This window comes from Cohnella sp. GCM10020058 (genome assembly GCF_042683485.1).
In the GTDB taxonomy this organism is placed as follows: domain Bacteria; phylum Bacillota; class Bacilli; order Paenibacillales; family Paenibacillaceae; genus Cohnella.
The window spans coordinates 411,783-437,244 of the sequence record NZ_JBHUJV010000013.1 but is presented as its reverse complement, the minus strand read 5'-3'; the positions used below and the strand labels follow the sequence as shown (position 1 = coordinate 437,244).

The 25,462-nt window shown below is 58.1% G+C and carries 27 protein-coding genes and 2 pseudogenes; 22 read left to right on the top strand and 7 right to left on the bottom strand.

The window, feature by feature from the left end; genetic code table 11:
* Positions 1–80: 80 nt before the first annotated feature.
* The 4 genes from ACFSR7_RS23490 (at position 81) to ACFSR7_RS23475 (ending at position 4,852) form a co-directional block, all read left to right on the top strand.
* Positions 81–1,328, top strand: a complete 1,248-nt coding sequence (locus ACFSR7_RS23490; protein WP_378165768.1) for a sugar ABC transporter substrate-binding protein — start codon at positions 81–83, stop codon at positions 1,326–1,328.
* Between the two features lie 108 nt (positions 1,329–1,436).
* Positions 1,437–2,309, top strand: a complete 873-nt coding sequence (locus tag ACFSR7_RS23485) for a carbohydrate ABC transporter permease (protein ID WP_378165766.1) — start codon at positions 1,437–1,439, stop codon at positions 2,307–2,309.
* The gene (locus tag ACFSR7_RS23480; RefSeq protein ID WP_378165764.1) at positions 2,309–3,145 is read left to right on the top strand and encodes a carbohydrate ABC transporter permease; all 837 of its coding nucleotides are present in this window, start codon (positions 2,309–2,311) and stop codon (positions 3,143–3,145) included. Before ACFSR7_RS23485 ends, ACFSR7_RS23480 begins: the two co-directional genes overlap by 1 nt.
* A 63-nt stretch (positions 3,146–3,208) precedes the next feature.
* Positions 3,209–4,852, top strand: coding sequence for an alpha-glucosidase (locus ACFSR7_RS23475; protein WP_378166098.1), 1,644 nt, complete (start codon positions 3,209–3,211; stop codon positions 4,850–4,852).
* A gap of 158 nt (positions 4,853–5,010) precedes the next feature.
* Here ACFSR7_RS23475 and ACFSR7_RS23470 read toward each other — a convergent pair whose 3' ends face one another.
* From ACFSR7_RS23470 to ACFSR7_RS23460, 3 genes are read right to left on the bottom strand one after another with little or no spacing between them, the layout of a single operon-like run.
* The gene (locus ACFSR7_RS23470) at positions 5,011–6,054 is read right to left on the bottom strand and encodes an ABC transporter permease (RefSeq protein WP_378165762.1); all 1,044 of its coding nucleotides are present in this window, start codon (positions 6,052–6,054) and stop codon (positions 5,011–5,013) included.
* Positions 6,038–7,033, bottom strand: coding sequence for an ABC transporter ATP-binding protein (locus ACFSR7_RS23465; protein ID WP_378165760.1), 996 nt, complete (start codon positions 7,031–7,033; stop codon positions 6,038–6,040). Before ACFSR7_RS23465 ends, ACFSR7_RS23470 begins: the two co-directional genes overlap by 17 nt.
* Positions 7,034–7,037: 4 nt before the next feature.
* Positions 7,038–8,198: a COG1470 family protein gene (locus ACFSR7_RS23460; RefSeq protein ID WP_378165758.1), complete on the bottom strand. Its 1,161-nt coding sequence runs from the start codon at positions 8,196–8,198 to the stop codon at positions 7,038–7,040.
* A gap of 211 nt (positions 8,199–8,409) precedes the next feature.
* On the opposite strand from ACFSR7_RS23460, the gene ACFSR7_RS23455 reads away from it, so the two are divergent.
* From ACFSR7_RS23455 to ACFSR7_RS23445, 3 genes are all read left to right on the top strand, one after another.
* Entirely contained in the window at positions 8,410–9,012 is a 603-nt protein-coding gene (locus ACFSR7_RS23455) for an RNA polymerase sigma factor (RefSeq protein WP_378165756.1), read from the top strand.
* On the top strand, positions 9,005–9,520 hold the full coding sequence (locus ACFSR7_RS23450; protein ID WP_378165754.1) for a hypothetical protein: 516 nt from the start codon (positions 9,005–9,007) through the stop codon (positions 9,518–9,520). The genes ACFSR7_RS23455 and ACFSR7_RS23450 overlap by 8 nt, the downstream gene beginning before the upstream one ends.
* 102 nt (positions 9,521–9,622) lie before the next feature.
* Positions 9,623–9,934, top strand: coding sequence for a hypothetical protein (locus ACFSR7_RS23445; protein WP_378165752.1), 312 nt, complete (start codon positions 9,623–9,625; stop codon positions 9,932–9,934).
* Positions 9,935–10,093: 159 nt separating this feature from the next.
* Here the strand turns inward: ACFSR7_RS23445 and ACFSR7_RS23440 are convergent.
* Positions 10,094–10,246 (bottom strand): annotated as a pseudogene (locus ACFSR7_RS23440) (MFS transporter); the annotation flags it as partial.
* 110 nt (positions 10,247–10,356) lie between these two features.
* Between ACFSR7_RS23440 and ACFSR7_RS23435 the strand changes: the two are divergent.
* Positions 10,357–11,301: a helix-turn-helix transcriptional regulator gene (locus ACFSR7_RS23435; RefSeq protein ID WP_378165750.1), complete on the top strand. Its 945-nt coding sequence runs from the start codon at positions 10,357–10,359 to the stop codon at positions 11,299–11,301.
* A 43-nt stretch (positions 11,302–11,344) separates the two neighbouring features.
* Here ACFSR7_RS23435 and mciZ read toward each other — a convergent pair whose 3' ends face one another.
* The gene (mciZ, locus tag ACFSR7_RS23430; protein WP_378165748.1) at positions 11,345–11,518 is read right to left on the bottom strand and encodes a Z-ring formation inhibitor MciZ; all 174 of its coding nucleotides are present in this window, start codon (positions 11,516–11,518) and stop codon (positions 11,345–11,347) included.
* A 132-nt stretch (positions 11,519–11,650) separates the two neighbouring features.
* On the opposite strand from mciZ, the gene ACFSR7_RS23425 reads away from it, so the two are divergent.
* The 4 genes from ACFSR7_RS23425 (at position 11,651) to fur (ending at position 14,753) form a co-directional block, all read left to right on the top strand.
* Positions 11,651–12,235, top strand: a complete 585-nt coding sequence (locus tag ACFSR7_RS23425; RefSeq protein WP_378165746.1) for an NUDIX hydrolase — start codon at positions 11,651–11,653, stop codon at positions 12,233–12,235.
* A 26-nt stretch (positions 12,236–12,261) separates the two neighbouring features.
* Positions 12,262–13,458: an endonuclease Q family protein gene (locus ACFSR7_RS23420; RefSeq protein ID WP_378166096.1), complete on the top strand. Its 1,197-nt coding sequence runs from the start codon at positions 12,262–12,264 to the stop codon at positions 13,456–13,458.
* Between the two features lie 65 nt (positions 13,459–13,523).
* A complete protein-coding gene (gene spoIIM / locus ACFSR7_RS23415) occupies positions 13,524–14,144 on the top strand; it encodes a stage II sporulation protein M (protein WP_378165744.1) in 621 nt (206 codons plus the stop codon).
* A 120-nt stretch (positions 14,145–14,264) separates the two neighbouring features.
* On the top strand, positions 14,265–14,753 hold the full coding sequence (gene fur / locus ACFSR7_RS23410) for a ferric iron uptake transcriptional regulator (RefSeq protein ID WP_378165742.1): 489 nt from the start codon (positions 14,265–14,267) through the stop codon (positions 14,751–14,753).
* A gap of 105 nt (positions 14,754–14,858) precedes the next feature.
* On the opposite strand, the gene ACFSR7_RS23405 is transcribed toward fur, so the two are convergent.
* Positions 14,859–15,335 (bottom strand): glutathione peroxidase, encoded by a 477-nt coding sequence (locus ACFSR7_RS23405; RefSeq protein ID WP_378165740.1) that lies wholly within the window; start codon positions 15,333–15,335, stop codon positions 14,859–14,861.
* Positions 15,336–15,520: 185 nt separating this feature from the next.
* Here ACFSR7_RS23405 and ACFSR7_RS23400 point away from each other — a divergent pair, with 185 nt between their 5' ends.
* The gene (locus ACFSR7_RS23400) at positions 15,521–15,982 is read left to right on the top strand and encodes a MarR family winged helix-turn-helix transcriptional regulator (protein WP_378165738.1); all 462 of its coding nucleotides are present in this window, start codon (positions 15,521–15,523) and stop codon (positions 15,980–15,982) included.
* 3 nt (positions 15,983–15,985) lie between these two features.
* Positions 15,986–16,450, top strand: a complete 465-nt coding sequence (locus tag ACFSR7_RS23395) for a glutathione peroxidase (RefSeq protein WP_378123202.1) — start codon at positions 15,986–15,988, stop codon at positions 16,448–16,450.
* A gap of 122 nt (positions 16,451–16,572) precedes the next feature.
* Here ACFSR7_RS23395 and ACFSR7_RS23390 read toward each other — a convergent pair whose 3' ends face one another.
* Positions 16,573–17,793: a S8 family peptidase gene (locus ACFSR7_RS23390; protein ID WP_378165736.1), complete on the bottom strand. Its 1,221-nt coding sequence runs from the start codon at positions 17,791–17,793 to the stop codon at positions 16,573–16,575.
* 157 nt (positions 17,794–17,950) lie between these two features.
* Between ACFSR7_RS23390 and ACFSR7_RS23385 the strand changes: the two genes are divergently transcribed.
* The 8 genes and pseudogenes from ACFSR7_RS23385 to ACFSR7_RS23350 all read left to right on the top strand — a co-directional run bounded on the left by ACFSR7_RS23385 (position 17,951) and on the right by ACFSR7_RS23350 (position 25,391).
* The gene (locus ACFSR7_RS23385; RefSeq protein ID WP_378165734.1) at positions 17,951–18,184 is read left to right on the top strand and encodes a DUF4227 family protein; all 234 of its coding nucleotides are present in this window, start codon (positions 17,951–17,953) and stop codon (positions 18,182–18,184) included.
* Between the two features lie 71 nt (positions 18,185–18,255).
* Positions 18,256–19,170: a site-specific tyrosine recombinase XerD gene (gene xerD, locus ACFSR7_RS23380; RefSeq protein WP_378165732.1), complete on the top strand. Its 915-nt coding sequence runs from the start codon at positions 18,256–18,258 to the stop codon at positions 19,168–19,170.
* Between the two features lie 39 nt (positions 19,171–19,209).
* Positions 19,210–20,385, top strand: coding sequence for a phosphopentomutase (locus tag ACFSR7_RS23375; protein ID WP_378165730.1), 1,176 nt, complete (start codon positions 19,210–19,212; stop codon positions 20,383–20,385).
* Between the two features lie 31 nt (positions 20,386–20,416).
* Entirely contained in the window at positions 20,417–21,241 is an 825-nt protein-coding gene (locus ACFSR7_RS23370) for a purine-nucleoside phosphorylase (protein ID WP_378165729.1), read from the top strand.
* Between the two features lie 41 nt (positions 21,242–21,282).
* Positions 21,283–22,590 carry a pyrimidine-nucleoside phosphorylase gene (locus ACFSR7_RS23365; RefSeq protein WP_378165727.1) on the top strand — a complete coding sequence of 436 codons (1,308 nt, stop codon included), beginning with the start codon at positions 21,283–21,285 and terminating at the stop codon, positions 22,588–22,590.
* 206 nt (positions 22,591–22,796) lie between these two features.
* Positions 22,797–22,967: pseudogene (locus ACFSR7_RS23360) on the top strand (transposase); the annotation flags it as partial.
* A 36-nt stretch (positions 22,968–23,003) separates the two neighbouring features.
* The gene (locus tag ACFSR7_RS23355) at positions 23,004–23,684 is read left to right on the top strand and encodes a hypothetical protein (protein ID WP_378166119.1); all 681 of its coding nucleotides are present in this window, start codon (positions 23,004–23,006) and stop codon (positions 23,682–23,684) included.
* Between the two features lie 567 nt (positions 23,685–24,251).
* Positions 24,252–25,391, top strand: coding sequence for a D-alanyl-D-alanine carboxypeptidase family protein (locus ACFSR7_RS23350; protein WP_378166094.1), 1,140 nt, complete (start codon positions 24,252–24,254; stop codon positions 25,389–25,391).
* Positions 25,392–25,462 lie beyond the last annotated feature (71 nt).

The window sequence follows — 25,462 nt, the reverse complement described above, 5'->3', positions numbered from 1 at the left end:
TCAAAAGCTTTTATAGTGGGTATATAGAACGTGAGTTTATTAATTTTTACTTGTTTTCAAACGAGAAGGGGGAGTTTTAAGTGAAATTAGTAAAAAGAACTTCAGTTTTACTTACGACAACGGCGCTTGTCGGTCTGCTGGCCGCTTGCGGCGGCAATTCGAACGATAATCAACAAGCTGGCGCCGAGAAGTTGAAAAAGATTTCCCTTTTCCAATCCAAGGTCGAGATCGCCGAACCGCTCGAGGCGCTGGCCGAGACGTATAAAAAAGAAACAGGCAATGAAGTGGAAGTATGGGGCTCCGCCGGGGACGCCTATATGACGCAGCTGCAAGCCAAGCTCGCGGCCGGCGAAGGACCGACGATTTTCAGCGTGGGTACCGGCGCGGAGGCGAATAAATTCAAGTCGTATTACGCGGATCTCTCGAAAGAAGCTTTTGCCGGAAATATCGCGCCTGACATGGCCCTGAAGGACGGAGACAAGATCGTCGGCGTGCCTTACGGCGTAGAGGGCTTCGGACTCGTATACAACAAGAGCCTGGTCGATCCGAAGGACGTCAAGGATCTCGCTTCGTTCACGAAGACGCTCGAGAAATTCAAGGCCGAAGGCAAAAACGGGCTGAGCCTTTCCCAGGAAGCGTACTTCCTGATCGGACATATCATTAATACGCCGTTCGCCCTGCAGTCCGACCCCCAGGGCTACATTGAAAAGCTGAACAAGGGCGAGGTCAAGATGGCCGATACCAAGGAGTTCCAGGAGTTCGCCAAGTTCATGGAAGCGATCAAGACCAATACGGTAAATCCGATGGAAGTGAAATACGATACGCAGATGGGCGACTTCGCAACGGGCAAGACGGCGATGGTTCACCAGGGCAACTGGAGCTACGGGATGCTGAGCGACTATGGCGACCTGGGCTTCGAAGTCGGCATGATGCCGCTCCCGCTCGCCGGCAACGATAAGATCGCGGTTGGCGTGGCCAGCAACTGGGTCGTCAACAATAAGGCGGACGCCGATCAGCTCAAGGCCGCCTCGGCGTTTCTCAACTGGATGTTTACGAGCGAAGCCGGCAAAAAAGCGATCGTGGACGAGTTCAAATTCATCCCGGCGATGACCAATATCGACGCCGCCAACCTGGATCCGCTGTCTCAAACCGTTTTCGAAGCGACAAAGGCGGGCCGTACGATCCCGTGGGCGAACAACTACTTCCCGCAGGGCGTTATCGTCAACGACCTCGCCCCGGCGACACAAGAGTTCTTCCTCTCCAAGGACATGACGGGCGAACAGTTCCTGAAAAATCTGGATGCCGCATGGGCGAAGGGCGCCAAGTAAGACGCCCCGCGCGGAAGGCAAGCGAAAGCCTAACCCGAATATGGCGTTAGGCTTTCGCTTTACTGGCGGGGATCGCTCCGCTCATCAATCGAATCGAGGTGATTTCCCTTGTCCAAGAGCAACAAAGGCTGGTTTGCCCTATTTACCGTACCGCTGCTGCTCGTCTTCACGACGGTGGTCATCATCCCTTTTATTATCGGGATCGGTTATTCCTTCGTCTCGTGGGACGGCATTCCCGCCAATCCCAAGGTGTTCGTCGGTTTTGACAATTACGCGACGCTGTTTCGGGACGACCGCTTTTTGACCTCGGCCTGGCATACGATCGAGTTTACCGTGCTCGCGTTAATTCTCGTCAACGTGCTCGGACTCGCTTTTTCGCTGCTCGTGACGATGAAGCTGCGCGTCAGCAACGCGGCGCGCACGATGTTTTTCATGCCGAACCTGATCGGCGGCCTGATCCTTGGCTACATTTGGCAGTTCGTTTTCACCGACGTGTTCAAATATTTGGGAGACAAGACGGGCTTCGACTCGGTATTTTTCAACTGGCTTATTCACCCGCAATTCGCTTTGTACGCGATGGTCATCGTCTTCACGTGGCAGATGGCGGGCTACACGATGATCATCTACATTGCCGGCATCCAGGGCATTCCCGACGAGCTCGGCGAGGCGGCAAGAGTGGATGGGGCGAATCTGTGGCAGCGTCTGACGCGGATCGTGTTCCCGCTTCTAATGCCTTCGTTCACGATCTGTCTCTTCCTCACGCTCTCGGGCGCGTTCAAAATTTTCGACGTCAACCTGTCGCTTACCAAAGGCGGGCCGAACAATGCGACCGAGCTGTTCGCCATGAATATTTTTAATGAAATATTCGGTTACGGCCACTACGGTCTGGGGCAAGCCAAGGCGATTATCTTTTTCGTGCTCGTGGCCGCCGTCACCCTGACGCAGGTCATTATCACGAAGAAAAGGGAGGTCCAGTACTGATGAACAGAACGAGCCGAACGTCCGTCAGTACGCTGCTCCTGCTTCTGTCGCTGGCCTTCCTGTCGCCGATCTATCTGATGCTGGTCAACTCCTTAAAGGATCGCGCAGAGCTGTACAAGAACGCCCTGGCGCTGCCCTCGTCCTTTAGCTTCCAATATTACGCGAAGGCCATGGACAAGATGAACTTCATGACCGCCTTCGGCAATTCGCTCTTCATCACGATCGTATCCGTCGTCTTTGTCGTCGTACTCGCCTCCATGACGGCCTGGATGCTCGTGCGGACGGACAATCGCCTTAGTCGGATTATCTTTTTGGTGTTCGTCTCGACGATGCTCATTCCGTTCCAGACGTTGATGATGCCGCTCATGCAAGTCATGGATTGGATTCGCGGCAATCTCCATATCCCGATGCTGAACACGCGCGGCGGCCTTATCTACATGAATATAGGCTTTCACGCGAGCATGGCCGTGTTTTTATTCCACGGCTTCATCAAGTCGGTGCCGATCGCGCTCGAGGAAGCCGCCACGCTCGACGGTTGTACCAAGTTCGGCGTGTTTTGGCGCATCGTCTTTCCGATGTTGAAGACAATCACGATCACGGTCGCCATTCTGGACGTTATCGCGATGTGGAACGACTATCTGCTGCCATCGCTCACGCTGTCCGACAAAGGGCTGCGTACGATTCCGCTATCGACGTTCTACTTTTTCGGCGAATTCACGATTCAGTGGAACCTGGCGATGGCCGGTCTCACGCTCACGATCATACCCGTCGTTATCTTCTATATGTTCGCGCAGAAGTACATCATCAAAGGCATCGCAGCCGGCGCGGTCAAGTAAGCACCGCAATGCCGCAATGACAACAGGACAAGACGGATGCTTGGGGGTAGCGCTATGACTGCGATAAAAAAAGTATGGTGGAAAGAGGCCGTCGTTTATCAGGTGTACTGGAGAAGCTTCTACGATTCGGACGGCGACGGCTTCGGCGATCTCGAAGGTCTCATTCAAAAGCTCGATCATATCCAGGGGCTCGGCGTCGATGTCATCTGGCTGAATCCCGTTTACGAATCGCCGGACCTTGACAACGGTTACGATATATCGGACTACGAGGCGATCATGCCTAAGGCGGGCACGATGGAAACGTGGGACCGGCTGCTCGACGAAGTGCACCTCCGTGGCATGAAGCTCATCATGGATCTCGTCGTAAACCACACCTCGGATCGGCACCCGTGGTTCGTCGAGTCCCGGTCCTCGCGGGACAATCCGAAACGGGACTGGTATATATGGCTTGACGCCAAGGATGGCGGTCCGCCGAACAACTGGCGCTCGTACTTTGCGCCGTCGGCTTGGGAGCTGGACACTGCGACGGAACAATATTACTTTCACTCGTTTGCCGTGGAGCAGCCCGACCTGAACTGGTGTAATCCCGAGGTGCGCGAGGCGATCTACGGGATGATGAAGCGATGGCTGGACCGTGGCATCGACGGCTTCCGTCTGGACGCGATCGCGCTGCTGGCCAAGCCTGACGGCTATCCGGACGCCGAGAAACCCGAAGAAATCCGGTATCTGACCAACAATCCCGGATTGCACGATTACCTGCGCGAGATGAATGCCCGCGCCTTTGCGGGCTACGATATCGTGACCGTCGGCGAAGCCGCATACGTGACGCCGGAGGAAGGGCTCAAGTTCGTAGGCGAGGACCGCGGAGAGCTCGACATGCTGTTCCACTTCGAAGTTTGCGACGAGATGCCCGCATGGGACATGCTTCGTTACAAGCGCATTCAGCGGCGCTGGCACGAAGGCTTATGGGGCAAGGGCTCGAACTCTCAATTTTTGAACAACCACGACCATACGCGCCAGGTGACGCGGTACGGCAACGACGGCGCGTATCGCGTGCAGTCGGCCAAGCTGCTCGCGACGATGCTCCATACGCTGCCTGGCATTCCCTATATTTATCAGGGCGAAGAGATCGGGATGACGGGCGTGCGCTTTCCGTCCATCGAGGATTACAACGATATCGCGATGAAAAACCGATATGCGGAGGAGACGGGCATGGGACGCGATCCCGGCACAACGCTCGCGAGCTTGCAGCCCTTAAGCCGGGACAATTCGCGCACGCCGATGCAGTGGGACGATTCGCCGAACGCCGGCTTCACGGCAGGCGACCCGTGGATCAAGATCAACCCGAACTATCGGGATCTGAACGTCGCGCGGGATCTGGCGGATCCCGATTCGATATATGCGTATTACCGTCGGTTGATCGCGCTTCGCAAGGAAAACGAGGTCATGACATACGGTGAGTTCGAGGAATGTCCGGAGTGGGCGGAGGATGAGCATCTGTACATCTATACGCGCACGCTGAACGACGTGAGCTGGCTGATCCTGCTCAACCATGGGGACAAAGCGGCAGAGATGCGGTGGCCGGAGCGGACAAGGGGCAGGAAGCTGCGCTTGTTGCTCGGCAGTTACCCGGAGCAGGCAGCGGAAGACGGGGCGGAGGTCACCGTGCTGCGCCCGCACGAAGCGCGCATCTACGCGCTAGCCTAATATAATAGAAGGGACGATGCGGCCGGTATGGCGCATCGTCCCTTTTTTTGCGCCGGTAGGGGCTTATCCCGCTCGCTCACTTCCGCTCGAATGATGAGCGAAGGGGATAAGCCCCATCCGGCTGCTGTGAGTCATCCCTATACCCCGCTCGGCGCCGGTCAGGATCGCGAACGGATCTCCTGACGCATGAACGCAACGTAGGCGGCCGCGAAGGACACGGTCGTCTCCGCGACGATCGCCACGACCTGCGGCCATACGAGCAGAAGACTCTGCCCGAACGAGAGCGGCGCACTGATGGCCAGATAAGCTTGATCCTGGGTGATAAACGGGTTTAGCGTCCGCGTATCCGGCAGCATCAGCGTCGAAGCGGCTTCCTGGAACAAATAGGCCGGAGACAGCCGCGAGAGCAGCATCATCCAATCTTGATGTCGGATGACGACGCTCGCGGCGGCCGTATCGGCAGGCGATGTCGCATTGCCCACCAGGCTTACGATCATGCCGTAAAAGACAAGGAAAAAAATCCAGAGCGCGATACCGCATAGCGCCGAGGTCGCGGCCTGGCGGAAGCGGACGGAAAACAGCAGCGACAGATTGAGCCAGAGGCCGACGTAAACGACCGTGATCAGCAGCATAACGACGACACGCCAAAACTCCTCGGGCGTCGGCGGATAGCCGATTGTGAACAAGCCCATGCCCATGACGAGGAAGCCGAGGGAGAAAATGACGACCGCGATAAGGAGCAGGCCCGCGACGAACTTGGCGTTCAGGAAGTCGTCCCGGTATAAGGGCTGGGACAGCAGGCGGCTAAGCGTTCCTTTGTTGCGCTCCGTATTGACAGAGTCGAAGCCAAGCGCGATGCCGATTAGAGGTGCCAGAAAGGACAGGAATGTCAGGAAGCCCGGCAGCGAGCCGTCCGTTTCGGTGAACATTTTCAGGAACAGAAAGCTGGAGCTGCCTTCGCCTGTCGCTGCGCTGGCCGATTGTCCGGTTTTTAAGGCAGAGACGGATGCATACAGCGAACCCGCGCAGGCAAGCGCCACGATGGCGAGCAGGATGACGAACCGCCAACTGCGGATATGATCGCCGAATTCCTTGCGGACCATGACCCAGAAGGGGGAAGGACCTCGGTTCGCCGCGGCGGCATGCCGTCCTTCCCCTGTCCCTGCGAGTGCGGGCTTCCATTTGCTAATGAAGTTGGCCAACGGAATTCCCTCCTTCGAAGTAGCGGTGATAAATCTCGTCGAGTCCGTAGCGCAGCGGGCGAAGGCCGATGAGCGAGGCTCCGCTCCCGACGACAACCGCCGCCAGCTCGGCGGCGATGTCGTCCGTGCCGGTGACGCGAACGGTGACGACGCTCTCCGGCCGGTTCGCGGCGGCGAGGGCATCCGCTTCCTGCAAGTCGACGGCGGTCACTTGCGCGAGACCGTGCAGGGCGGATGAGAGAGCTTCGGACCAGCCGCCGATGTCCAGTTCGACGGCGTAGGACGAGCTGCCGTCAAGCAGCTGCGACAGGGCGGCAAGGTCACCGGACGCGATGAGCCGGCCGCGGACGAACAGCCCGACGCGGTCGCAAATCTGCTGCACCTGATGCAAATGGTGCGAAGACAGCAGCACGGTGAGCCCTTCGTCACGGCTGAGCTCCCGTATGAGCGCCAAAAGCTCGCGCACGCCCTCGGGATCGATCCCGAGCGTCGGTTCGTCGAGAATGACGACTTCGGGCCGCTTGATCAGCACGTCGGCAAGTCCAAGTCGCTGACGCATGCCCCGCGAATAGGCACCCGTCTTTTTGCCGGCTGCCGCGCCCAGACCGACTTTATCCAGCAGCTCGTTTGCCCGCCGCCTGGCTTCCGCTTCGGGCACCCGGTTCAGCATCGCCGTATACATCAGGTTGTCGAGACCGGTCCGATCTTCGTAGAAGCCGATGTCGTCGGGCATATAACCGACTCTGCGCTTCACCTCGATCGGATTCCGCGTGGCGTCGATGCCGCATACGGTGGCGCGCCCGTTCGTGGGTTCGGTGAGCCCGAGCATCATGAGGATGGTCGTCGTTTTTCCCGCGCCGTTCGGTCCCAGCAGACCGAAAATCTCGCCGCGACGGATGGAAAGATCCAGTTCGGATACCGCGGTGTATTCGCCGTACCGTTTGGTCAGACGACTCAGTTCGATTACCGGTTCGTCCATGACTTTAGCGCCTCCCGTACTTGCGGAACAGCCAGTAGACGCCGGCCAGCACGGCAAGGATAATCAGCACGCCGATCCAGCCCCACAGCACCGAGGTTTTGACCGTAACGCGGATGGCGGCATCGGCCGACTTCTCGGCCGCTTGCGCAGTCAGTCCCACGACATAGTCGCCGGACAGCGACTTACCCGAGCTGTGGATCGTGGCCGTGACCGGCACCGACTCGCCTGCCTTGATCGAGGGGATCGTCTTCGGCTCGAAGGTAACATCCCAATCTGTCGGTGCAGTGTTCGTGAGGCTGACGCCCGTGAGCTCGGCGGTTCCCGTATTGGTCACGGACAGCTCGAGCGTCCGTTTGCCGCCGGCCGTTACGTTGGCGCTAAGCACCTGGTTGCTTGTCGACAAATCGATGCCATAAGTGCCCGTAATGACCGCTTCCATCGTGACGTCGGCGGAGGTCCCGCTGTTTGCGGCATGGACGGGGATTTTATACGTTTGCGCTTCTGCTTTTGAGGAAGGCGTGAGTGTCAGCGTAATCGAGGACGTTGCGTTCGGCTCGATGTCGACAGCCGTCACATTGTTGCCGCCGGAGCTGAACCGCGCATCCCAGCCGGCCGGCGGCTCGGCGGTGAGCGCGTACTGCTGTTTGCTGGCGGTTCGGTTCGCGAGCGTCAAATTATAAGTGAACGTGGAATCGCTGTGGCCTTCCATGTTCGGCTGCTCGGCGCTGAGCTCCGTCTTGTAGGTGCCCTGCTCTGCGACGTTGATCTTGAGTGTCAGACTGCCGAAAGCGCCCGCGTTAAGCTCCAGCGAATAGCTGCCTTTGGCGACTTCGAACGGTACGAGCACACTTAACGAAGCCGTCTGCGATTCGTGCGGCTTGACCGCAATCTCGGAGATCGGATGACCGCCCGCGGTCAGATTGGTCTTCCAATCCTTAGATGGCGCCGTGTAGCTCAGCGCTGCGGTCTGAATGCCATCGCTGTCGTTGATTAGGTCGACATCGTAAGTGACCGATTCTCCCGGCGCGGCGGACAGGCTGACATAGGGCGTGTAAAGCTTGGCGGTTCCCGCGGCCGATGCGGGAGCGGAGAGCCCGAATACGCCGAGCGCTACCAACAGAGTCGCCGCGAAGCTTACCCATTTTCCGATTCTTGGTTTGAACATGTCTTTCAAGACCTCCCGGCAATAATGTTTTTTCACCTGGAATACGCGGGAGGAGGAACCTCGGATTTAAAGTTCGGCCGATTTTTCACATAAAAAATCGCTTAAAGCAAGCTTAAAATCAGATAAAAATGACGTTTGAACGTTACGCGGACCGGCCGCAATCTGCTATGAATATAGTAAAAACGTCATTCGACGGAGGGGAACAAGCGACATGAGCGGGACTTCGGCGGCGTCTGTCCTGGAGATGGCCGAGTGGCTGAAAAAAATGGAGGAAGGCGATCCACGAGCGTTCGAAAAACTGTACGAGCAGGCGGTGCCCTTCTTGCTGCCGCTGGCATGCCACCTGCTAGGGGATCGGATGGAGGCCGAGGACGCGGTTCATGACGTATTGCTAAGCGTCATAAAAAGTCCGGGCCGTTACGACGCTTCCCGCGGATCGGCGCAGGCATGGCTCGCCGTACAGGTGAAAAGCAAATGCCTCGACCGTCTTCGCAAGCGCAGCCGGACGGTACTGCGCGGCGAGACCGGGGATGCGTCCGTCGTGACCGCGGCGAGCGCGCAGCCGGAGACTGCGGTGCTGGCGCGCATGGAACGGGAAGCGGTGCGGAGCGCGATCGGCCAGCTGCCCGGCTTGCAGCGCGAGGCGCTGGCGGCAGCTTATTTTACGCCGAGCAGCCACAAGGAGCTGGCCGATGCCTGGCATGTACCGATAGGCACAGTTAAATCGCGCGTGCGCTATGGACTGGGCCACCTGCGCAAGGCGCTCGATCGCATGGGCTGGGGCGCCGGGGAAGGAGGCGGCGGGCATGAGTGAGCGATCGTGCGGCGTTCCGGAGGAACGCTGGATCGACCTGCTTTATGGCAGGCTAAACGCGCGAGATGCGGAAGCGCTCTTGGCGCATAAGGACAGATGCCGCGATTGCGGCGATGTTTTCGTGCAATGGGCGGAGCTGCTCGGCGGCGAGCGCGGCTCCTCGAACCGGCCAGCCTTGCAGGATGAGCCGCGCCGCACAGGGACGGCAGCCGGTCTTTCCGCACCGTCTGCCGGCCTTTCCGCGTCGCTCGCCGGCCAATACGCGTCGCCCGCCGGCCAATACGCGTCGCCCGCCAACATGGAGGCTTTATCGCCCGGAAGGCGGCGCAGCCTGCTGCTGCGCGCGGGCGTCTATGCTATCGGCAGACGCGCGATGCGCGTGTTGGTTACGGCAGCGAAGCGGCCGGCCATCTCCGTGGTATGCGGACTAGGCGCGATTGTTACCGTTGTGATTTTGCTGTTGCATCCGTTCGCGAGCGGCGAGGTCCGGGAAGCCGGGCCCGAATAAAGCCCGGCCGGCTACGCGCAGCTTCATGAGCCGAAAGGCGTATCGATCCTGGGCGAGCCGGACACGGTCGTCTACGAAGTCGGGGATCGGAGTCCCGCCGGGATGGAGATCGGCTTGCATGGCGGAGCGAGGGAAACGCTGTGGCTAAATATACGCACGCATGAGCTCTTTTTGCTGATGGACGGACTTCTGCCCTCGGCGCGCACCGACGTTCAGGCATGGGCCAGCTCCGGCGCCAAGAGCGCAAATCTCGGCTTGCTGAGTTTTCATGACAGCCGCGCGCATTTATACGCCACGAACGTTCGTCCTGAGGAATGGGAGTCCATCCTGCTCACGATCGAGCCCAAAGGCGGCAGCTTGACGCCGACCAAGCCCGAAACCGTATCGATCCGTCTTCGCGAATGGCAGGAATGAGACCGCTGCGGACTAAGGGCTACTTTTTTGACGAGCTGCTTCAAGCTTGTTCGCGACTGTCCGTCCGCGTCTGTGGGCGAACGAACACGCCGCTCGCCGCGAAGACGGCAAGCGAGAGCGCAAGACAGACCGATGCGAACAGTCCGATCGGCAAATACCCGCCGAGCCCAGCGTGTAGGCGCCAAGCATCCAGCCGGTCCACTCGGTCCGGACGCCGAATGCGGCTTGCTCGGGGAGCAGCGGCGAGATCAGGAACGTATCCGTTCCGATCATGAACATGACGAGGAAAAAAAGCAAAGCGTACTTGAACATCGATGGATCACTCCCGCGGAAAGGTTGCTTGCGGTTCCCATCATAAGACATAATGGTGACAACAATTGTCATGAACCCGGCAAGCTTTTCAGGGGGAAGGGGTCCGACCAATGCCTAAATCCAAGCGATTGATGGAGCTGATGATGACCGTAAACCGCAAGCGGCGGTTCAAGGTGCAGGAACTGGCCGACGAGTTCGGCGTATCGAAGCGCACGATTCTGAGAGACCTGCAGGAACTGAGCGAGCTTGGCGTGCCGCTCTATTCGGAGGTCGGCCCCCATGGCGGCTACCAGGTCGTGAGGGAGCGCGTACTGCCGCCGATCGCTTTTACCGAGGAAGAGGCCGTGTCGATGTTTTTTGCCGTGCACGCGCTTCGCCACTACGGCTCGCTGCCTTTCGAAGCAGAGTCGGCGTCGGCGCTGAACAAATTTTATCTCCATATGCCCGGCGACGTCAGGGACCGAATCGACGGCATGAAAAATCGGGTCGACTTCGTTACGCCCGCGCGACGAGGCGAAGCGCCATGCCTTGCCGTGCTGCTCGACGCGGCCGTCAGGCAGCAGGTTCTCTCGATTGTTTATATTTCCGGGGAAGAAGGAGAGCGCGAACGGCTGATTCAGCCTGTCCGCATTTATGCGAACAGCGGTCTTTGGTATTGCACCGCTTATTGTTTTTTTCGTTCGGGAATTCGCGTGTTCCGCTGCGACCGCATTCGCGAGGCTGTGCCGGACCGGACGGGCACGCTGCCGCTTGACCTCGGAGCAATCGCGCTCAGCCGGCGCGAGGCGACAGAGCCCGTTGCTCCGATCAGGCTTCGGGCAGAGCTGAGCAGGTCCGGCATGCAGCGCTGCGAAGCCGAGCTGTGGCTAGCACCGATGCTGGAGGTGCGAGCGGACGGCAGCGGCGCGATCGATCAGGATGTGCCTCGAAGCGAGCTTCCGTTTTACGCGGAATTTTTCTTAGGTCTGGGCGGGGAGGCGACCGTCGTGCAGCCGGAGGCATTACGGGAGGCGATCCGCGGCAAATTATCGGAACTGCTCGATCGCTATCGCTGACAGCGGGCCGAGCGGCAAGCTAATATTTTAAAAAAGTGTAAAGTTACCGTTTTCTAATTCCTTCAAGCCGGGTCCTATGCAGCGTCATCTCCGGCAGCAAATCCTTCAGGCGGACGTTGCCGCCTTTTTGCCGTTCGAGGCTGCGCAGCGCGCTTTTGATCTCCCAAGCCTTGCCTGCCCACCGGATGCGGTCCGGCTCCGCGTATCGTTTAAGCATACGATTGCCTCCTTTGGCGTGCGTTGCCGGCTGTGCGCGCTATTCTTGCATTCGGCCGGACAAGCCTATATGTTTGATCTATGCGCCGGCGAACCGGCAGATGACATTAAATTAGGAGCTGAGTGCGAAAAAATGAGTACCGAAAAACCGAACGCAGGTGGGGTTAAGCACCCTTTTTACGAAGAAACCGTGTCGACGGACAAGCGCTTCGAAGGCAAAATCATTTCTTTGCAGGTGGATACCGTTCGCCTGCCTGGAGGAGGCACGGCGACGCGGGAGATCGTGAAGCACCCGGGCGCCGTAGCCGTCATTGCGGTGCACGAAGGCAAGCTGCTGGTCGTGGATCAATTCCGCAAGCCGCTCGAGCGCATGCAGGTGGAGATTCCTGCGGGCAAGCTGGACGCCGGAGAGGAACCGGAGACAGCGGCGATCCGCGAGCTGGAGGAAGAAACGGGATACCGGGCGCGCAGTATCCGTTATGTGCGGACATTCGCGACTTCGCCTGGATTTGCGGATGAGCTGATCCATCTGTTCTTCACCGACGATCTCGAAGCGGGCGAGTTGAAGCCGGACGAGGACGAGTTTCTGAACCTCGAAGCGCTGACGCCCGAGCAAGCGGACGAATACATCGCGAACGGCCGCATCTGCGATGCCAAGACGCTGATCGGCGTGCTCGTATGGCGCCATTGGCGGCAAACGGAAGCGTTCGGGGCGTGAGCGGACTGCGTCCGTGCTTCGCCGATATGCACGTGCATATCGGCAGCAGCGGAGATGGCAGTCCTGTTAAAATCAGCGCGAGCCGGAACCTGACCTTTCAGGCGATCGCCGAGGAAGCTTCCGAGCGCAAAGGGATCGCGCTGATTGGCGTGATCGATTGCCATTCGCCCGCGGTGCAGGCCGATATCGACCGGTTGCTGGAAACGGGCGAGATGTCTGAGGTGCCCGGCGGCGGTATCCGCTATCGAGACACGGTAATCGTTCTGGGCACGGAGATTGAAGTCCGCGAGACCGGCTGGGGCGGGGGCCCCTATCATTTGCTGGCATACTTGCCGTCGCTGGCGGCAATGAAGGAATGGACGGCCTGGATGACGCCGCGGATGAAAAACGTGACATTAAGCTCGCAGCGGATCCGCGCAACCGGCCGCGAGCTCCAGCGGGAGCTGCTCGATCGCGGTGGCCTCCTCGTTCCGGCCCATGTGTTCACGCCGCACCGCGGCTTGCTCGGCTGTTCGGCGGACCGTCTGTCGGACCGGCTCGAGCCGGACGGCATCGCAGCGATCGAGCTCGGCCTTAGCGCAGATAGTACGATGGCTGGAAGACTATCGCAGCTAGACAGCTATCCGGTGCTGACGAATTCCGATGCGCATTCGACGGGAATGATCGGGCGCGAATGCAATGAACTGCTCATCGGCGAGCCTTCCTTTGCCGAGTTCGCTGCCGCACTTCAAGGGCTTGACGGAAGGCAGATAACCGCCAACCTCGGCCTTCATCCGAAGCTGGGCAAATACCATGCCAGCTATTGTCCCTCCTGCCGCTCGCCGCTGCCGGCAGGCGCAGCCGACGAGGTCTGTCCGTCCTGCGGCAATCCGCGTCTTGTGACCGGTGTCGACGTGCGCATCTCCCGGCTTGCCGACAGGGAGGAGCCGGCCTGGCCTGCGGGAAGGCCGCCTTACAGGCATCAGGTGCCGCTCGGCTTTTTCCCTGGCGTGGGGCCCAAGATGAGGGAGCGGCTGCTTCGGGAAGTCGGCACGGAGATGGACATTTTGCACCGGTTCGATAGAGAAAATATCGCGGCTGTGGCAGGCGAACGGATTGCCGATGCCATCCTCGACGCGCGCGCGGGTCGATTGCAGTTGACCGCCGGAAGCGGCGGGACATACGGTCGTATCGGCGAGCGGGCCGGGGCGCGAACGGGAGCGGAAACCGAAGAACGCGAATAACCCGAGCGAGCGTTGCATACGTATAGGCGTTGATACAAGCCTATGCGGCGGGAGGCGAGCGACCGATGAAGCGCGGCGCGATGGAGATGCCGTTACGCGGCAAGCTGAATCTGTATTTGTTCGTCGGCGTGCTGATCGCCGTCGGGGCGGTGTTCGGCGCGCTCGTCGTGAACGCATTGTCGCTGGAGCAGCAGCAGAACTTGTCGGACGAGCTCGGCGCATATCTTGGCGGGACGTCCACAGGAGCGACGGCCCCGCTTGACGTGTTTCGGGATCGGCTATTTTTTCATTTAAAATGGCTTGGACTGATCTGGCTCCTCGGTATTTCAGTCGTCGGCAGCCCGTTCATACTCGCGCTGGACTTTCTAAAAGGAGTATTGATTGGCTTCGCGGTCGGTTTGACTGTCCGTCATTTGGCTTGGAAAGGCGTGGCCGTATCGCTTGCGGTCGTAGCGCCGCAGAACCTCGTCGTCGTCCCCGCGCTGGCGATCGCCAGCGTATCGGCGGTCCGCTTCGCCTATTACGTCGGCCGCGAGCGGCTGTTTCTCGGCAGGGGAAGACTGCTGCCTCCGCTCGCCTCGCATACGGGCACATCCGCTGCGCTTTTCCTCGTGCTCGGCATTGCCGCGATGTGGGAGGCGTTTGTCGTGCCCCACATCTTGTCCGGTCTGTCCGGCTGGCTGTGAAGCTGCCGCGAGCGCGAATTTTGCAAGATCGCGATGCTTGAAGGCGACGCGGGTTTGACTTCCGGAAGAGGCTCCCCCTATAATGAAATCAAGTGTGTTTTGGGGCGGAGGGGGAAGGACATGGAAGCCCGTATTGACAAAGTGAAGCAGCAATTGCAATCGCAGGGCTACAAGCTGACCCCACAGCGGGAAGCGACGGTCCGGGTACTTTTGGAGAACGAAGAGGACCACCTTAGCGCCGAGGACGTTTTTATGCTTGTGAAGGACAAGGCCCCTGAGATCGGTCTCGCCACGGTATACCGGACGCTTGAACTGCTCAGCGAGATGCATATCGTCGAAAAAATGAACTTTGGAGACGGCGTCGCGCGCTACGATCTCCGTACCGATTCTAACAAGCACCATCACCATCATTTGATATGCGTGCAGTGCGGGACGATGACCGAGATCATGGAGGATTGGCTGACGCCGCTCGAAGAGCGGCTGGAGCGCGAATACGGCTTCAATGTTCTTGACCATCGCCTGGACTTCCAGGGCATCTGCGCCAAGTGCCAAGCGAAGAACGAAGCTGCGGCGAAGAGCTCCGAGGAAGCGGCGGCCTCAGGTATTTAACGAATAGCTCTTGAAATGAAATAGCAAGCTAACGCTAAGCCCCGGCATAATTCATGCCGGGGCTTAGCGTTCTAATGACTTGTATTAGAGCTGTTCTGACTTGTATTACAGCAGGTCACGAATTCTGCCTTCGATTTTTTCGGGCGTGTCGGTCGGCGCGTAGCGCTTAATGACCTTGCCGTCCCGGCCGATGAGAAATTTGGTGAAGTTCCATTTGATTTTTCTTGTTCCGAGCAATCCTGGCGCTTCGCGGGTCAAATGCTTGAAGAGCGGATGCGCGTCATTGCCTTTGACGTCGATTTTCGCATAGAGCGGGAAGTTCACGCCATGGTTCAGCTCGCACGCTTGCGCAATGGCTTCGTCCTCGAGCGGTTCCTGGTTCGCGAATTGATTGCTCGGGAACCCGAGTACGGCAAATCCTGCGTCCTTATACTTGTCGTAAAGCTTCTGAAGGCCCTTGAACTGAGGAGCGAAGCCGCACTTGGTCGCCGTGTTCACGATCAGCAGCACTTGGCCTTTGTACTCGGACAGGGGATGCACCGTGCCACGCGCGTCCGAGACTTCAATATCGTAGATCGACATGGGGAATTCCTCCTTCTTTTAATCTCGTCAAATTAAATTGTATGCAATTAAAATAAAAAGTCAAGTCATTGACACGGGACCGCTATAAATATAATATTGGATTTGATTCAATTGCAGGCAATTTAATTGTGCGTGCTGTTGATATGCGATCACGATAGTTGACCGTAGAAAGGAGAGGAGGTTCCATGTCTTCCGAAGAAGCGTTGAAGCTGGAAAACCAAACTTGCTTTGCCGTCTACGCCTGCGCCAAAGAGATTACGAGGCTGTATCAGCCCGTTCTCAAGGAGCTGGGCTTGACCTATACGCAGTATATTGCCATGCTGGCGCTGTGGGAGCGGGACTCCGTGAGCGTCAAGGAGCTCGGCGAGCGCTTGTACCTGGATTCGGGCACGCTAACGCCCCTGCTTAAGAAGCTTGAAGCGCAAGGTCTCCTTACCCGTTCGCGGGACGCGGGCGATGAGCGTCAGCTGCTGATCCGTTTATCGGCAGCAGGAGTGGCGCTCAGAGAAAAGGCGCTGGAAGTGCCGGAAAAGGTATTTTGCCAGTCGGGCGTGAACGTTGATATGCTGCTCAAAATTCGCAGTCAAATGAGCGAGCTGATGACGGCGCTGCAGCCTGTCGGAGCCGCCGATAAGAGAGGGGAATAAACCATGTCCGTTTACGAATTCAAAGCGCCTTCCATCCGGGGCGAGCAAGTCGATCTGTCCGAGTACCAAGGCAAGGTGCTCGTCATCGCCAACACCGCCAGCAAGTGCGGCCTGACGCCGCAATATGAAGGGCTGCAGGCGCTTTACGAGAAATACGGTGACCAGGGCCTGGTCGTGCTCGGTTTTCCTTGCAACCAGTTCGCGGAGCAAGAACCCGGCACGGAAGAGGAAGTCGAGAGCTTCTGCAAGCTGAATTACGGCGTGACGTTCCCGCTGTTCGCCAAGGCTGACGTGAACGGCGACGAAGCGCTCCCGCTGTTCAAATATTTGAAGGGCGAGACGGGCGGGGCGGATATCGCCTGGAACTTCACAAAGTTTGTCATCGACCGCGAAGGCCGCGTCGCGAAGCGCTTCGAGCCGAAGGAAACGCCCGAGACGATGGCCGAAGAGATCGAGTCGCTGCTCTAAGCCATTGAACGCCTTTGTTATAATCCCCAAGCCGCAACAGGGCTCGGGGATTTTTTCGTCATTTTGCACGCACGGTTATAAGAAAACCTCGCGCGCTTGTTGCGTCAGTGTGAACGTTAACATTAGCTCTGGCGGCTTCGTCTGCGCTTGGCGCGTAACCGGCTACCCGCACAGGAAGGGCGGCGGGGCGCGGGACGAAGCGCCGCCGCAGCCGGCGCAACCTGGAGCAGGCCGGCGCCCACCGCCCGGCGGCCGCCCGGCAGCGGCTTGGCATTCGCGACGAGCTTGCGCGCGATACAGGCGGCCGGTTTGCCCGGTGCCAGCGAGCGCAGCAGCGCCGCACCGCCTGCGGCGTGCGGCGAGGACATGGAGGTGCCGCTCATGCGCACGTAGCCGCGTCCCGGAGCGGTCGACAAGATGTCAACGCCAGGTGCGGACAGCGCGATCCCTTTCCCGCGGCTCGAGAACGATGCCACGCGATTGCGCCTCGTCGTGGCGGCGATGCCCAGCACGCCGGCATATCTCGCAGGCGCGTCGATGCGGGCGTTGCTCGGGCCGTCGTTGCCGGCGGATGCGGTCATGACGATGCCCTTGCGCCTTGCGCGAGCGACGGCTTCCCGAAGGATACGGCTTTCTCCGGCCAGGCCGAAGCTCATATTGATTACGTCCATGCGGTTTTTGACGCACCAGTCGATGCCCTCGGCGATATCGGAGACAAAGCCGAAGCCGAATTCGTCGAGCGCCTTGACGGCATATAGCCGAACCTTGGGCGCAGCGCCGTATATACGCTTGCGTCCGGTAGCCGCGGCGATTCCGGCGACGTGCGTGCCGTGTCCGTTATTGTCCTTGAACGAACCGCCGTTAATCGTATTGACGCCTCCGGCTACGGATAGATCGGGATTCGGACCGATACCCGTATCGACGATGGCGAGTTTCGCGCACTTGCCCAGCGTCCGTTTCCAAACCGGGGGCGCTTCGATGCGGGCGATGTTCCAAGGAATTTTAGCCGGATCGATTCGGCAGCTTCTCTTCGTCTGCCTTCCGCGGCTTGGCCCCGATTTAACGGGTCTGCCGTGCATCTTAACGAGGCGGTCCTTTTCAATATAGGCAACGCTGGGATGTTGTTTTAAAGCCGTCCAATCGACGTTGCGAGGCGCCTCGCAGCCGATCAAACGGCAACGCCGCACGGTTTTGACGGGACGAATGCCCGCAGCCTTCAGGTGCCTGATACAGTCGTCATAGCCCTTCTTGTTTTTGAGCACAATGACGTTTCTCGTCGTTCGGCCAGCTGATTTGCGGCCTGCTTTAAACTGCCGTGCGAGCTTGCGGATCGTCTCCTTCATGACACGTTCGCCCCCGGACGGCTATTCGCCGTTAATCGTTCGCGAGCAGTTTACGGGCGATAACGACTGTTGGTGCAGCGACCGTGTCATTGGCCCGGGCATGATCGCCCGCCGTCGTACATACGGTGATTGTAGACAGGGACGAGGAGGCGTTCGTATGGATCTGTCGATCGGCAAATGGTGGGATCGCCTGCAATTTACGCTTTTGTTTTTGTCGTTGACGGTAGCTGCTCATTACGCTTACGGCTGGCTGCAGACAGCCTTGTCGCCTCTCGATCCGTACCGCGTGCCCGAAGGGCGGGCCGAAAAAGTGTTCGGCGCCGACGGTTCGGATGGCGGCCATTCATCGCAAGCGGACAGACTCCGGCTGTTTTACTGGCTCGGAGAATAGCGGCGGGGCAGGATTCGCGGCGGCGGACGTGGAATTAAGCGGTATAGGCAAACGAGGAAGGAAACTGCCCCATGAACCAGGACATCAATCCGTTTCTGTCTCACCTGAAGGCGACGCGGCATCTGGCCGCCAACTCGCTGGACGGGTACCGCCGCGATCTGGAGGATCTCGCGCGCGAGCTGCAGGCGCATGACGATATCGTTAGGACGGCGGACATCAAGCCCTTTCACTTGTCCGCTTATTTGAACCGGCTCAAGGAGCAGGGGAGAACGAACGCCACGGTTTCTCGAAGAATCGTCTCCTTTAAGGCGTTTTTTCAATTTGCGCTCGAGACCGGTTTGACGGCGGCTAATCCCGCAACGCGTCTGGCGGCTCCAAAAGCGGAGCGAAGATCTCCGCGCGCGCTCTCTTTATCAGACGTTGAACGGCTGCTTGAAGCGCCGGACCTGAGCGACGAGGCGGGCGTCCGGGACCGCGCGATGCTCGAAACGCTGTATGCGACGGGCATGCGCGTCACCGAACTTACGAATCTGGACGTCGCGGACGTGCGAACCGATCTTCGTCTCTTGGCCTGCCGCGGAACGGGCGGAAGGGAACGAATGATCCCGATCAGTTCCATGTGCCGCGATTGGATGATAAAATACTTGCAGGAAGCCAGACCAAGGCTGCTGCGCGACGGCGCGGTAGAAAAGGCCTTGTTCATCAGCCATCTGGGCAGCCGAATGACCAGGCAAGGCTTCTGGAAGCTAATTAAAAAGCATGCGGCATCGGCCGGCGTCAGCACCGAAGTGACCCCGCATACGCTCAGGCATTCCTTTGCCTACCATCTCGTCGACAACGGCGCGGACCTGCGTTCGGTCCAGGAGATGCTTGGACACGCGGATTTGACAGCGACACAGGTGTACCAGCCTTCCAGCAAGGCTAAGCTTAGAGACGTGTACGACAGTTTCCACCCCCGCACTCGCGGCGGGCAGGGAGACGAGTAAGAGTAAACGAACTACGGAGTACGAGGGAGGACATCAAGCATGCCGTTTAAAAGAATGGCCGTCATCGTGCTCGACAGCGTCGGCATCGGCGAGCTTCCCGACGCAGCCGACTATGGCGACGCGGGATCGCACACCTTAGGGCACATCGCGGAGGGACCGACCGGATTGTCGCTGCCGAACCTCAGACGCCTAGGACTTGGCAATATCGCTTCGCTCGGCGATTGGCAGCCGGAAGACGCCCCCGGGGCCTATTTCGGCAAAATGGCGGAGGTGTCGGTCGGGAAGGATACGATGACCGGACACTGGGAGTTGATGGGGCTGAAGATCCAGAAGCCCTTTCGGACGTTCCCGAACGGTTTCCCGAGAGGGCTGATCGAGGCGTTCGAGAAGGAAACCGGGCGTACCGTCATCGGCAACAAGCCGGCTTCGGGCACGGAAATTTTGGACGAGCTTGGCGCGGAACAAATGCGCAGCGGCTCTTGGATCGTTTACACGTCGGCGGACAGCGTATTTCAAATCGCGGCGCATGAGGACGTCATCCCGCTTGAGGAGCTCTATGAGGCTTGCCGTATTGCCCGCCGGCTGACCAACAAGGACGAATATTCCGTCGGCCGCGTGATCGCCAGGCCTTACGTCGGCAAGCCAGGCAGTTTCCAGCGCACGTCGAACAGGCATGACTATGCCGTCAAGCCTCCGGAGACGACTGTGCTGAATGCACTCAAAAAGGCGGGCAAAGACGTGATCGCTGTCGGCAAGATTAACGATATTTTTTGCGGCGAAGGCATCACGAAGTCGATTCCGACGAAAAGCAATCAGGACGGCATCGAGACGACGATCGCGCAACTCGAAGGCTCCTTCGAAGGCTTGCTGTTTACGAATCTCGTCGATTTCGATTCGCTTTACGGACATCGTCGCGACGTGGATGGTTATGCCCGAGCGCTCGAAGCGTTCGACGAAGCCCTTCCCGCGCTTCTTCAGCGTCTGGGCCCCGATGACCTCATCGTCATCACGGCTGACCATGGCAACGACCCCGTTCATCCGGGAACCGACCATACTCGGGAATATGTGCCGATCCTCGCGTACGGACCCTCGCTGCAACAGCCCGGCAATCTGGGCACGCTTGCGACGTACGCCGATCTTGCGGCGACGATTGCCCACAACTTCGGCGTTCCGAAGACGGCGCACGGTTCCAGCTTTCTCGACAAGCTGATTTAACTTTTCATTCAAGTCTAAGGAGCGGATTCCATTGGTTTATCCTACCATCAACATTATTGAAGAAGCAGCGGCATATATCGCCGAGCGTACGGACTTGCGTCCGGAAGTCGGTCTCATTCTCGGATCCGGACTCGGTGTCATCGGGGACGAAATGGAAGAGGCAGTGACGATTCCTTACGAAGACATTCCCCATTTCCCCGTATCGACGGTCGAAGGACATGCGGGCGAGCTTGTCGTCGGACGGCTGCAAGGGCGTCCGGTCGCTTTGATGCGCGGGCGTTTCCATATGTACGAAGGCTACGAGCCCGAGCGCACGGCGCTGCCCGTTCGCGTCATGAAGCTGCTGGGCATCAAAACGCTGTTCGTAACCAACGCGGCAGGCGGGGTAAACTTGGCTTACGAGCCGGGCAACCTGATGATTATTTCCGACCATCTGAACCTGACGGGGCGCAATCCGCTGGTCGGTCCGAACGACAACGCCCTAGGCGTTCGTTTCCCAGATATGTCCGATGCCTACACGCGCAGTTTGCGTCAGCTCGCCAAAGAAACGGCTGCCGATCTCGGCATTCCGGTACGTGAAGGCGTGTACGCCGGACTGCTCGGCCCGAATTACGAGACCCCGGCGGAGATTCGGATGCTCCGGGTCATCGGAGCCGATGCCGTCGGCATGTCGACCGTATCGGAGGTTTTGGTCGCTCGCCATTCCGGGCTTGAAGTGATCGGCATTTCCTGTATCAGCAATATGGCAGCAGGCATTCTCGATCAGCCGTTGTCCCATGAAGAGGTCATGGAGACGACGGAACGCGTCAAGCAGCAGTTTATCCGGCTCGTACTCGCATTGCTACCGAAGCTGTAATCGTAACCTAAAGCAACCCTGTTAAGGAGGACGCTGCAACCATGAGAGCCGTAGACATCATTCGCAAAAAACGGTTTGGCGGCGAGCTAAGCGAGGACGAGATCGGCTTTTTGATCAAGGGTCTCGTAGACGGCACTATACCTGACTATCAAATTTCGGCATGGTCCATGGCAGTCTGTTATATGGGCATGACGGATAAAGAGACGGCCGCCTTGACCCTTGCGATGGCCAACTCCGGCGATACTGTGGATCTTTCGTCGATCGCCGGCGTCAAAGTGGACAAGCACAGCACGGGCGGTGTGGGCGACAAGACGACTTTGATCGTCGCTCCTCTCGTCGCGGCTTGCGGCGTGCCGGTCGCCAAGATGAGCGGCAGAGGGCTCGGCCACACGGGCGGTACGATCGACAAGCTCGAATCGATCCCGGGTTTCCGGACAGAACTTAGCCGCGAAGGCTTCTTCGCGCAGGTGGACGAGCTCGGCGTCGCGGTCATCGGTCAAAGCGGCAATATCGCACCCGCAGATAAGAAGCTGTACGCGCTTCGCGACGTGACGGCCACAGTTGAATCCATCCCACTTATCGCGAGCTCGGTCATGAGCAAAAAAATTGCGGCCGGCGCGGATGCGATATTGCTGGACGTCAAAACGGGGGACGGGGCGTTCATGAAGACGCCTGAAGATGCCGCTAAGCTGGCCGCCGCCATGGTCGCCATCGGCAATCAGGTCGGAAGGCGTACCGTCGCGGTCATCAGCGACATGGACCAGCCGCTCGGACGCACGATCGGCAACGCGCTTGAAGTACGCGAAGCGATCGAGGTGCTGCGAGGCGAGGGGCCCGAAGATCTGAGGGAAGTTTCGCTCGTGCTCGCCAGCCATATGCTGGTCCTGGGCAGCGTAGCCGATGACACCGACGCTGCGCGCCAGAAGCTGGAGGCCGCCATCTCCTCCGGCGAAGCGCTTCGCAAGTTCGCTGCCTTTGTGACGGCTCAGGGCGGAGATTTCGGCATCACGGAGGATTTGTCGAGGCTCCCGCAAGCGCCGCTTCGTCTGTCCGTACCGGCTGCTGGAGAAGGCTACGTGCTGGGCATCGAAGCCGAAGCGATCGGCCTGGCCGCCATGACGCTGGGCGCAGGACGCGCGACCAAGGACGACGTGATCGACTATGCGGTCGGAATCGAACTTGCGGCCAAGCCCGGCGATTTCGTTCGCGAAGGCGATTTGCTCGCCACCCTGCATGTCCGTGCTGACGACGAGCGAGCTGCAAGCGCCGTCCAGTCCGTTCGGGCCGCCTACCGGCTTGGGGCAGAGCAAGGCTCGCATAGGCCTTTACTTCACGGGATTGTACAATAATACGCAAACTTGATTCGTATTACCTCTTCCGTCGGGAGAGGTATTTTTTTGTGGTAAAAAATGGATCGACACAGCTTGAGTAACACCCTAAAACGCGTTTCGAGGCTTATACCGTTCGCTCAGCAAAGCTTTTGGAATCTGTTGACAAATAAACTGGATTTCGATTAAAATAGGAACATAAGTTCTTGTTTTGTGGGGGTGCTTTCGTGATTGTGACCGTATTTCCGGATGGTCCGTGGGAGTCGTGGACGGAGGAGCAATGCATCGATGCCCTTCGTCAAGCGCGTTGGCCCCATGGATTTCGTTGTCCGATTTGTCGCTATCCGCACTGTTCCGTGATCCGAACTCGGAAGCATCCATTGTACGTTTGTTCCTCTTGCCGTCATCAGACGTCGGTGACAGCGGGGACCGTCATGCATGGAACGCGAACGCCGTTACGTCACTGGTTTAGAGCCATGCAATGGCTTGCTGAGGAAACGACATCTGTCGAATTGGCCGAAATTTTAGACGTGACATACAAGACCGCTTGGCTGATCGGACATAAACTGCGGGACGCATTGCCTATAGAGGCCGAGGAGCAGAAGCTGCGCGGATCTGTCGCGGTGACGGGAGGCATTTACGGATGGCGTTGTTTCTCGAGCCTGGTCACTGAACCGACGGATCAACCCATCGTGATCGGAGCCGAGATAGACGGTGAGGATGTTGTGGCTGTTAAATTGGTCCAGATGGATTTGTATTTAGCCGGCCAATCGCGGTTGTTGACGCGATATGTTTATGATGTTTTTTCAGAGCATCACGTAGAGACCGATTTTAAAAATGTTAAAACCTACGCCTACCGCGGAATGAAGAGCTTTAAGCCGCTATCGGCCGTCTTGATGCATGCCATGCACTGGTTCGACCACGTCCTCCAAGGATTAGGACCCAAGCATCTGCAAGCTTATTTGAACCAACAAACTTTTTTGTTCAATTTCTCAAGCAGTAAAATGCTGATGATGAACCATCTACTGCTCTCATGCAGCGCAAGAAAATCCATTACCTTTCAGGAATTGACGCGGCGAAGGCGCCGATACCCCGCATCTTGCAGAGCGGCATAGACCGCTGAGTAGCATCATGCACTCCTTTTTACTAAACGGTGTGTATGATCGTTGGAAATTTTAGATGATATTAATTATCAATTTGTCTAGCCTGCATTCGTATTGAGCGAAAGGTATAAGGTCAGAAAGATTACTTGCGTTGAGCAAAGGGCAAACGTTGTTGCGCAAGAAGAAAATACGAAAACATAACGCTATTGCACGAGAGAATAATTGGTACGCATATTTTTTGTTAAAACGCGAAAAAACGAACGAAAAGCGTTGTTGAGCGAAAGGGATAAGCCCTGAAACGTGTCGCGTAGTGTTATATTGAGATGTATCCACCAAAAAATACCATGCCACTCCCCCTCTCTGGGTATTTCTCCAATCTCTCCATGACGACTTTCGGATCCGCCCCACAACTTGGAATATGATGCAGATGCTGCGGGCACACTAGTTCTCAAGACGAATCCAGGGCGGCGACTTGGCCGACCGGCAGGAGGGACATCATTCTTGAGCCACCAGCAACATAAACATCAAAGACGTCCTTGGGGACGGGCGTTGACGCTTAGTATCGCTGCTTCTCTGCTGATCCCCGCATCGGCATGGGCAAAGGAAAGAGCCATTCCGCAGTCAAGCGGTCCTCAAACAGACCTTGCCGCGAATGCACGTTCAGCCGTACTGATGGATGCGGACAGCGGTACCGTTGTCTACGAGAAGAACAGTCATTCGGCGCTACCGCCGGCAAGCATCACCAAGATTATGACAATGCTGCTCGTTATGGAAGCGATCGACGATGATCGGATCAAGCTGACGGACCAAGTGTCGACAAGTGAATACGCGGCGTCGATGGGCGGATCGCAAATATTCCTTGAGCCGGGCGAGCAGATGACGGTTAACGACATGCTCAAGGGCGTAGCGATGGCATCCGGCAACGACGCATCGGTGGCGCTGGCCGAAAAATTGGCCGGAAGCGAAGATGAATTCGTGAAAATGATGAACAAGCGCGCGGAAGAGCTCGGTATGAAGGATACGCGATTCGCGAATTGCAACGGTCTTCCGGCAGCGGGACATGTATCGTCGGCACACGATATCGCGGTGATGTCAAGGGAGCTGCTCAAACATCCCGAGATTACCAAGTACACGGGGGCCTACCAGGACTACCTCCGTAAAGATAAGGAAAAGCCGTTTTGGCTCGTCAATACGAACAAGCTCGTGCGTTTTTATCCGGGTGCGGACGGCCTGAAAACCGGGTTTACGAGCGAAGCGAAGTTTTGCTTGTCCGCCACGGCGAAACGGGATAATCTCCGCATGATCGTCGTCGTGATGGGAGAACCCAACACGAAGACGCGCAACGCGGAAGTTTCGAAGCTTCTGGACTATGCGTTTTCGCAATATTCGAACGTACAGATCTACAAGGCCGGCGATACGATCGGCAAGCTTAAGATCGAAAAAGGCGAATCCGCCGAGCTGCCTCTGACGGCGAAGCATTCTTACAGCGTGCTTGTTCGCAAAGGCGAGGGCGGCAAGGAAATCCGTCACGAGCTGGCGATTCAGAACAAGGTTGCGGCGCCGGTAACCGCGGGTCAGCAGGTCGGCAAGCTGATCGTGTATCGGGGCAACGAGGTGATCGCGGAGTTCCCGATCGAAGCGCCGCAGCACGTGGATAAGGCGGGATATTGGACGCTGCTCAAGCGCTCCACGGGCAAGCTGTTTTTAGGCGGGAAATGAGCTTACGCAAGGCGGCGGGACGAAAAATCGTCTCCGCTGCTTTGCGTATTTTGTCGTCTTTTTGTAGGCTT

Bases quoted from the DNA above. Each gene is read 5' to 3' on its own strand.
- ACFSR7_RS23480 (WP_378165764.1), top strand. From the start codon at position 2,309: ATGAACAGAACGAGCCGAACGTCCGTCAGTACGCTGCTCCTGCTTCTG.
- ACFSR7_RS23465 (WP_378165760.1), bottom strand. From the start codon at position 7,033: ATGGACGAACCGGTAATCGAACTGAGTCGTCTGACCAAACGGTACGGC.
- ACFSR7_RS23460 (WP_378165758.1), bottom strand. From the start codon at position 8,198: ATGTTCAAACCAAGAATCGGAAAATGGGTAAGCTTCGCGGCGACTCTG.
- ACFSR7_RS23455 (WP_378165756.1), top strand. From the start codon at position 8,410: ATGAGCGGGACTTCGGCGGCGTCTGTCCTGGAGATGGCCGAGTGGCTG.
- ACFSR7_RS23450 (WP_378165754.1), top strand. From the start codon at position 9,005: ATGAGTGAGCGATCGTGCGGCGTTCCGGAGGAACGCTGGATCGACCTG.
- ACFSR7_RS23445 (WP_378165752.1), top strand. From the start codon at position 9,623: ATGGAGATCGGCTTGCATGGCGGAGCGAGGGAAACGCTGTGGCTAAAT.
- ACFSR7_RS23435 (WP_378165750.1), top strand. From the start codon at position 10,357: ATGCCTAAATCCAAGCGATTGATGGAGCTGATGATGACCGTAAACCGC.
- mciZ (WP_378165748.1), bottom strand. From the start codon at position 11,518: ATGCTTAAACGATACGCGGAGCCGGACCGCATCCGGTGGGCAGGCAAG.
- ACFSR7_RS23425 (WP_378165746.1), top strand. From the start codon at position 11,651: ATGAGTACCGAAAAACCGAACGCAGGTGGGGTTAAGCACCCTTTTTAC.
- ACFSR7_RS23420 (WP_378166096.1), top strand. From the start codon at position 12,262: ATGCACGTGCATATCGGCAGCAGCGGAGATGGCAGTCCTGTTAAAATC.
- spoIIM (WP_378165744.1), top strand. From the start codon at position 13,524: ATGAAGCGCGGCGCGATGGAGATGCCGTTACGCGGCAAGCTGAATCTG.
- fur (WP_378165742.1), top strand. From the start codon at position 14,265: ATGGAAGCCCGTATTGACAAAGTGAAGCAGCAATTGCAATCGCAGGGC.
- ACFSR7_RS23405 (WP_378165740.1), bottom strand. From the start codon at position 15,335: ATGTCGATCTACGATATTGAAGTCTCGGACGCGCGTGGCACGGTGCAT.
- ACFSR7_RS23400 (WP_378165738.1), top strand. From the start codon at position 15,521: ATGTCTTCCGAAGAAGCGTTGAAGCTGGAAAACCAAACTTGCTTTGCC.
- ACFSR7_RS23395 (WP_378123202.1), top strand. From the start codon at position 15,986: ATGTCCGTTTACGAATTCAAAGCGCCTTCCATCCGGGGCGAGCAAGTC.
- ACFSR7_RS23390 (WP_378165736.1), bottom strand. From the start codon at position 17,793: ATGAAGGAGACGATCCGCAAGCTCGCACGGCAGTTTAAAGCAGGCCGC.
- ACFSR7_RS23385 (WP_378165734.1), top strand. From the start codon at position 17,951: ATGGATCTGTCGATCGGCAAATGGTGGGATCGCCTGCAATTTACGCTT.
- xerD (WP_378165732.1), top strand. From the start codon at position 18,256: ATGAACCAGGACATCAATCCGTTTCTGTCTCACCTGAAGGCGACGCGG.
- ACFSR7_RS23375 (WP_378165730.1), top strand. From the start codon at position 19,210: ATGCCGTTTAAAAGAATGGCCGTCATCGTGCTCGACAGCGTCGGCATC.
- ACFSR7_RS23365 (WP_378165727.1), top strand. From the start codon at position 21,283: ATGAGAGCCGTAGACATCATTCGCAAAAAACGGTTTGGCGGCGAGCTA.
- ACFSR7_RS23355 (WP_378166119.1), top strand. From the start codon at position 23,004: ATGCATGGAACGCGAACGCCGTTACGTCACTGGTTTAGAGCCATGCAA.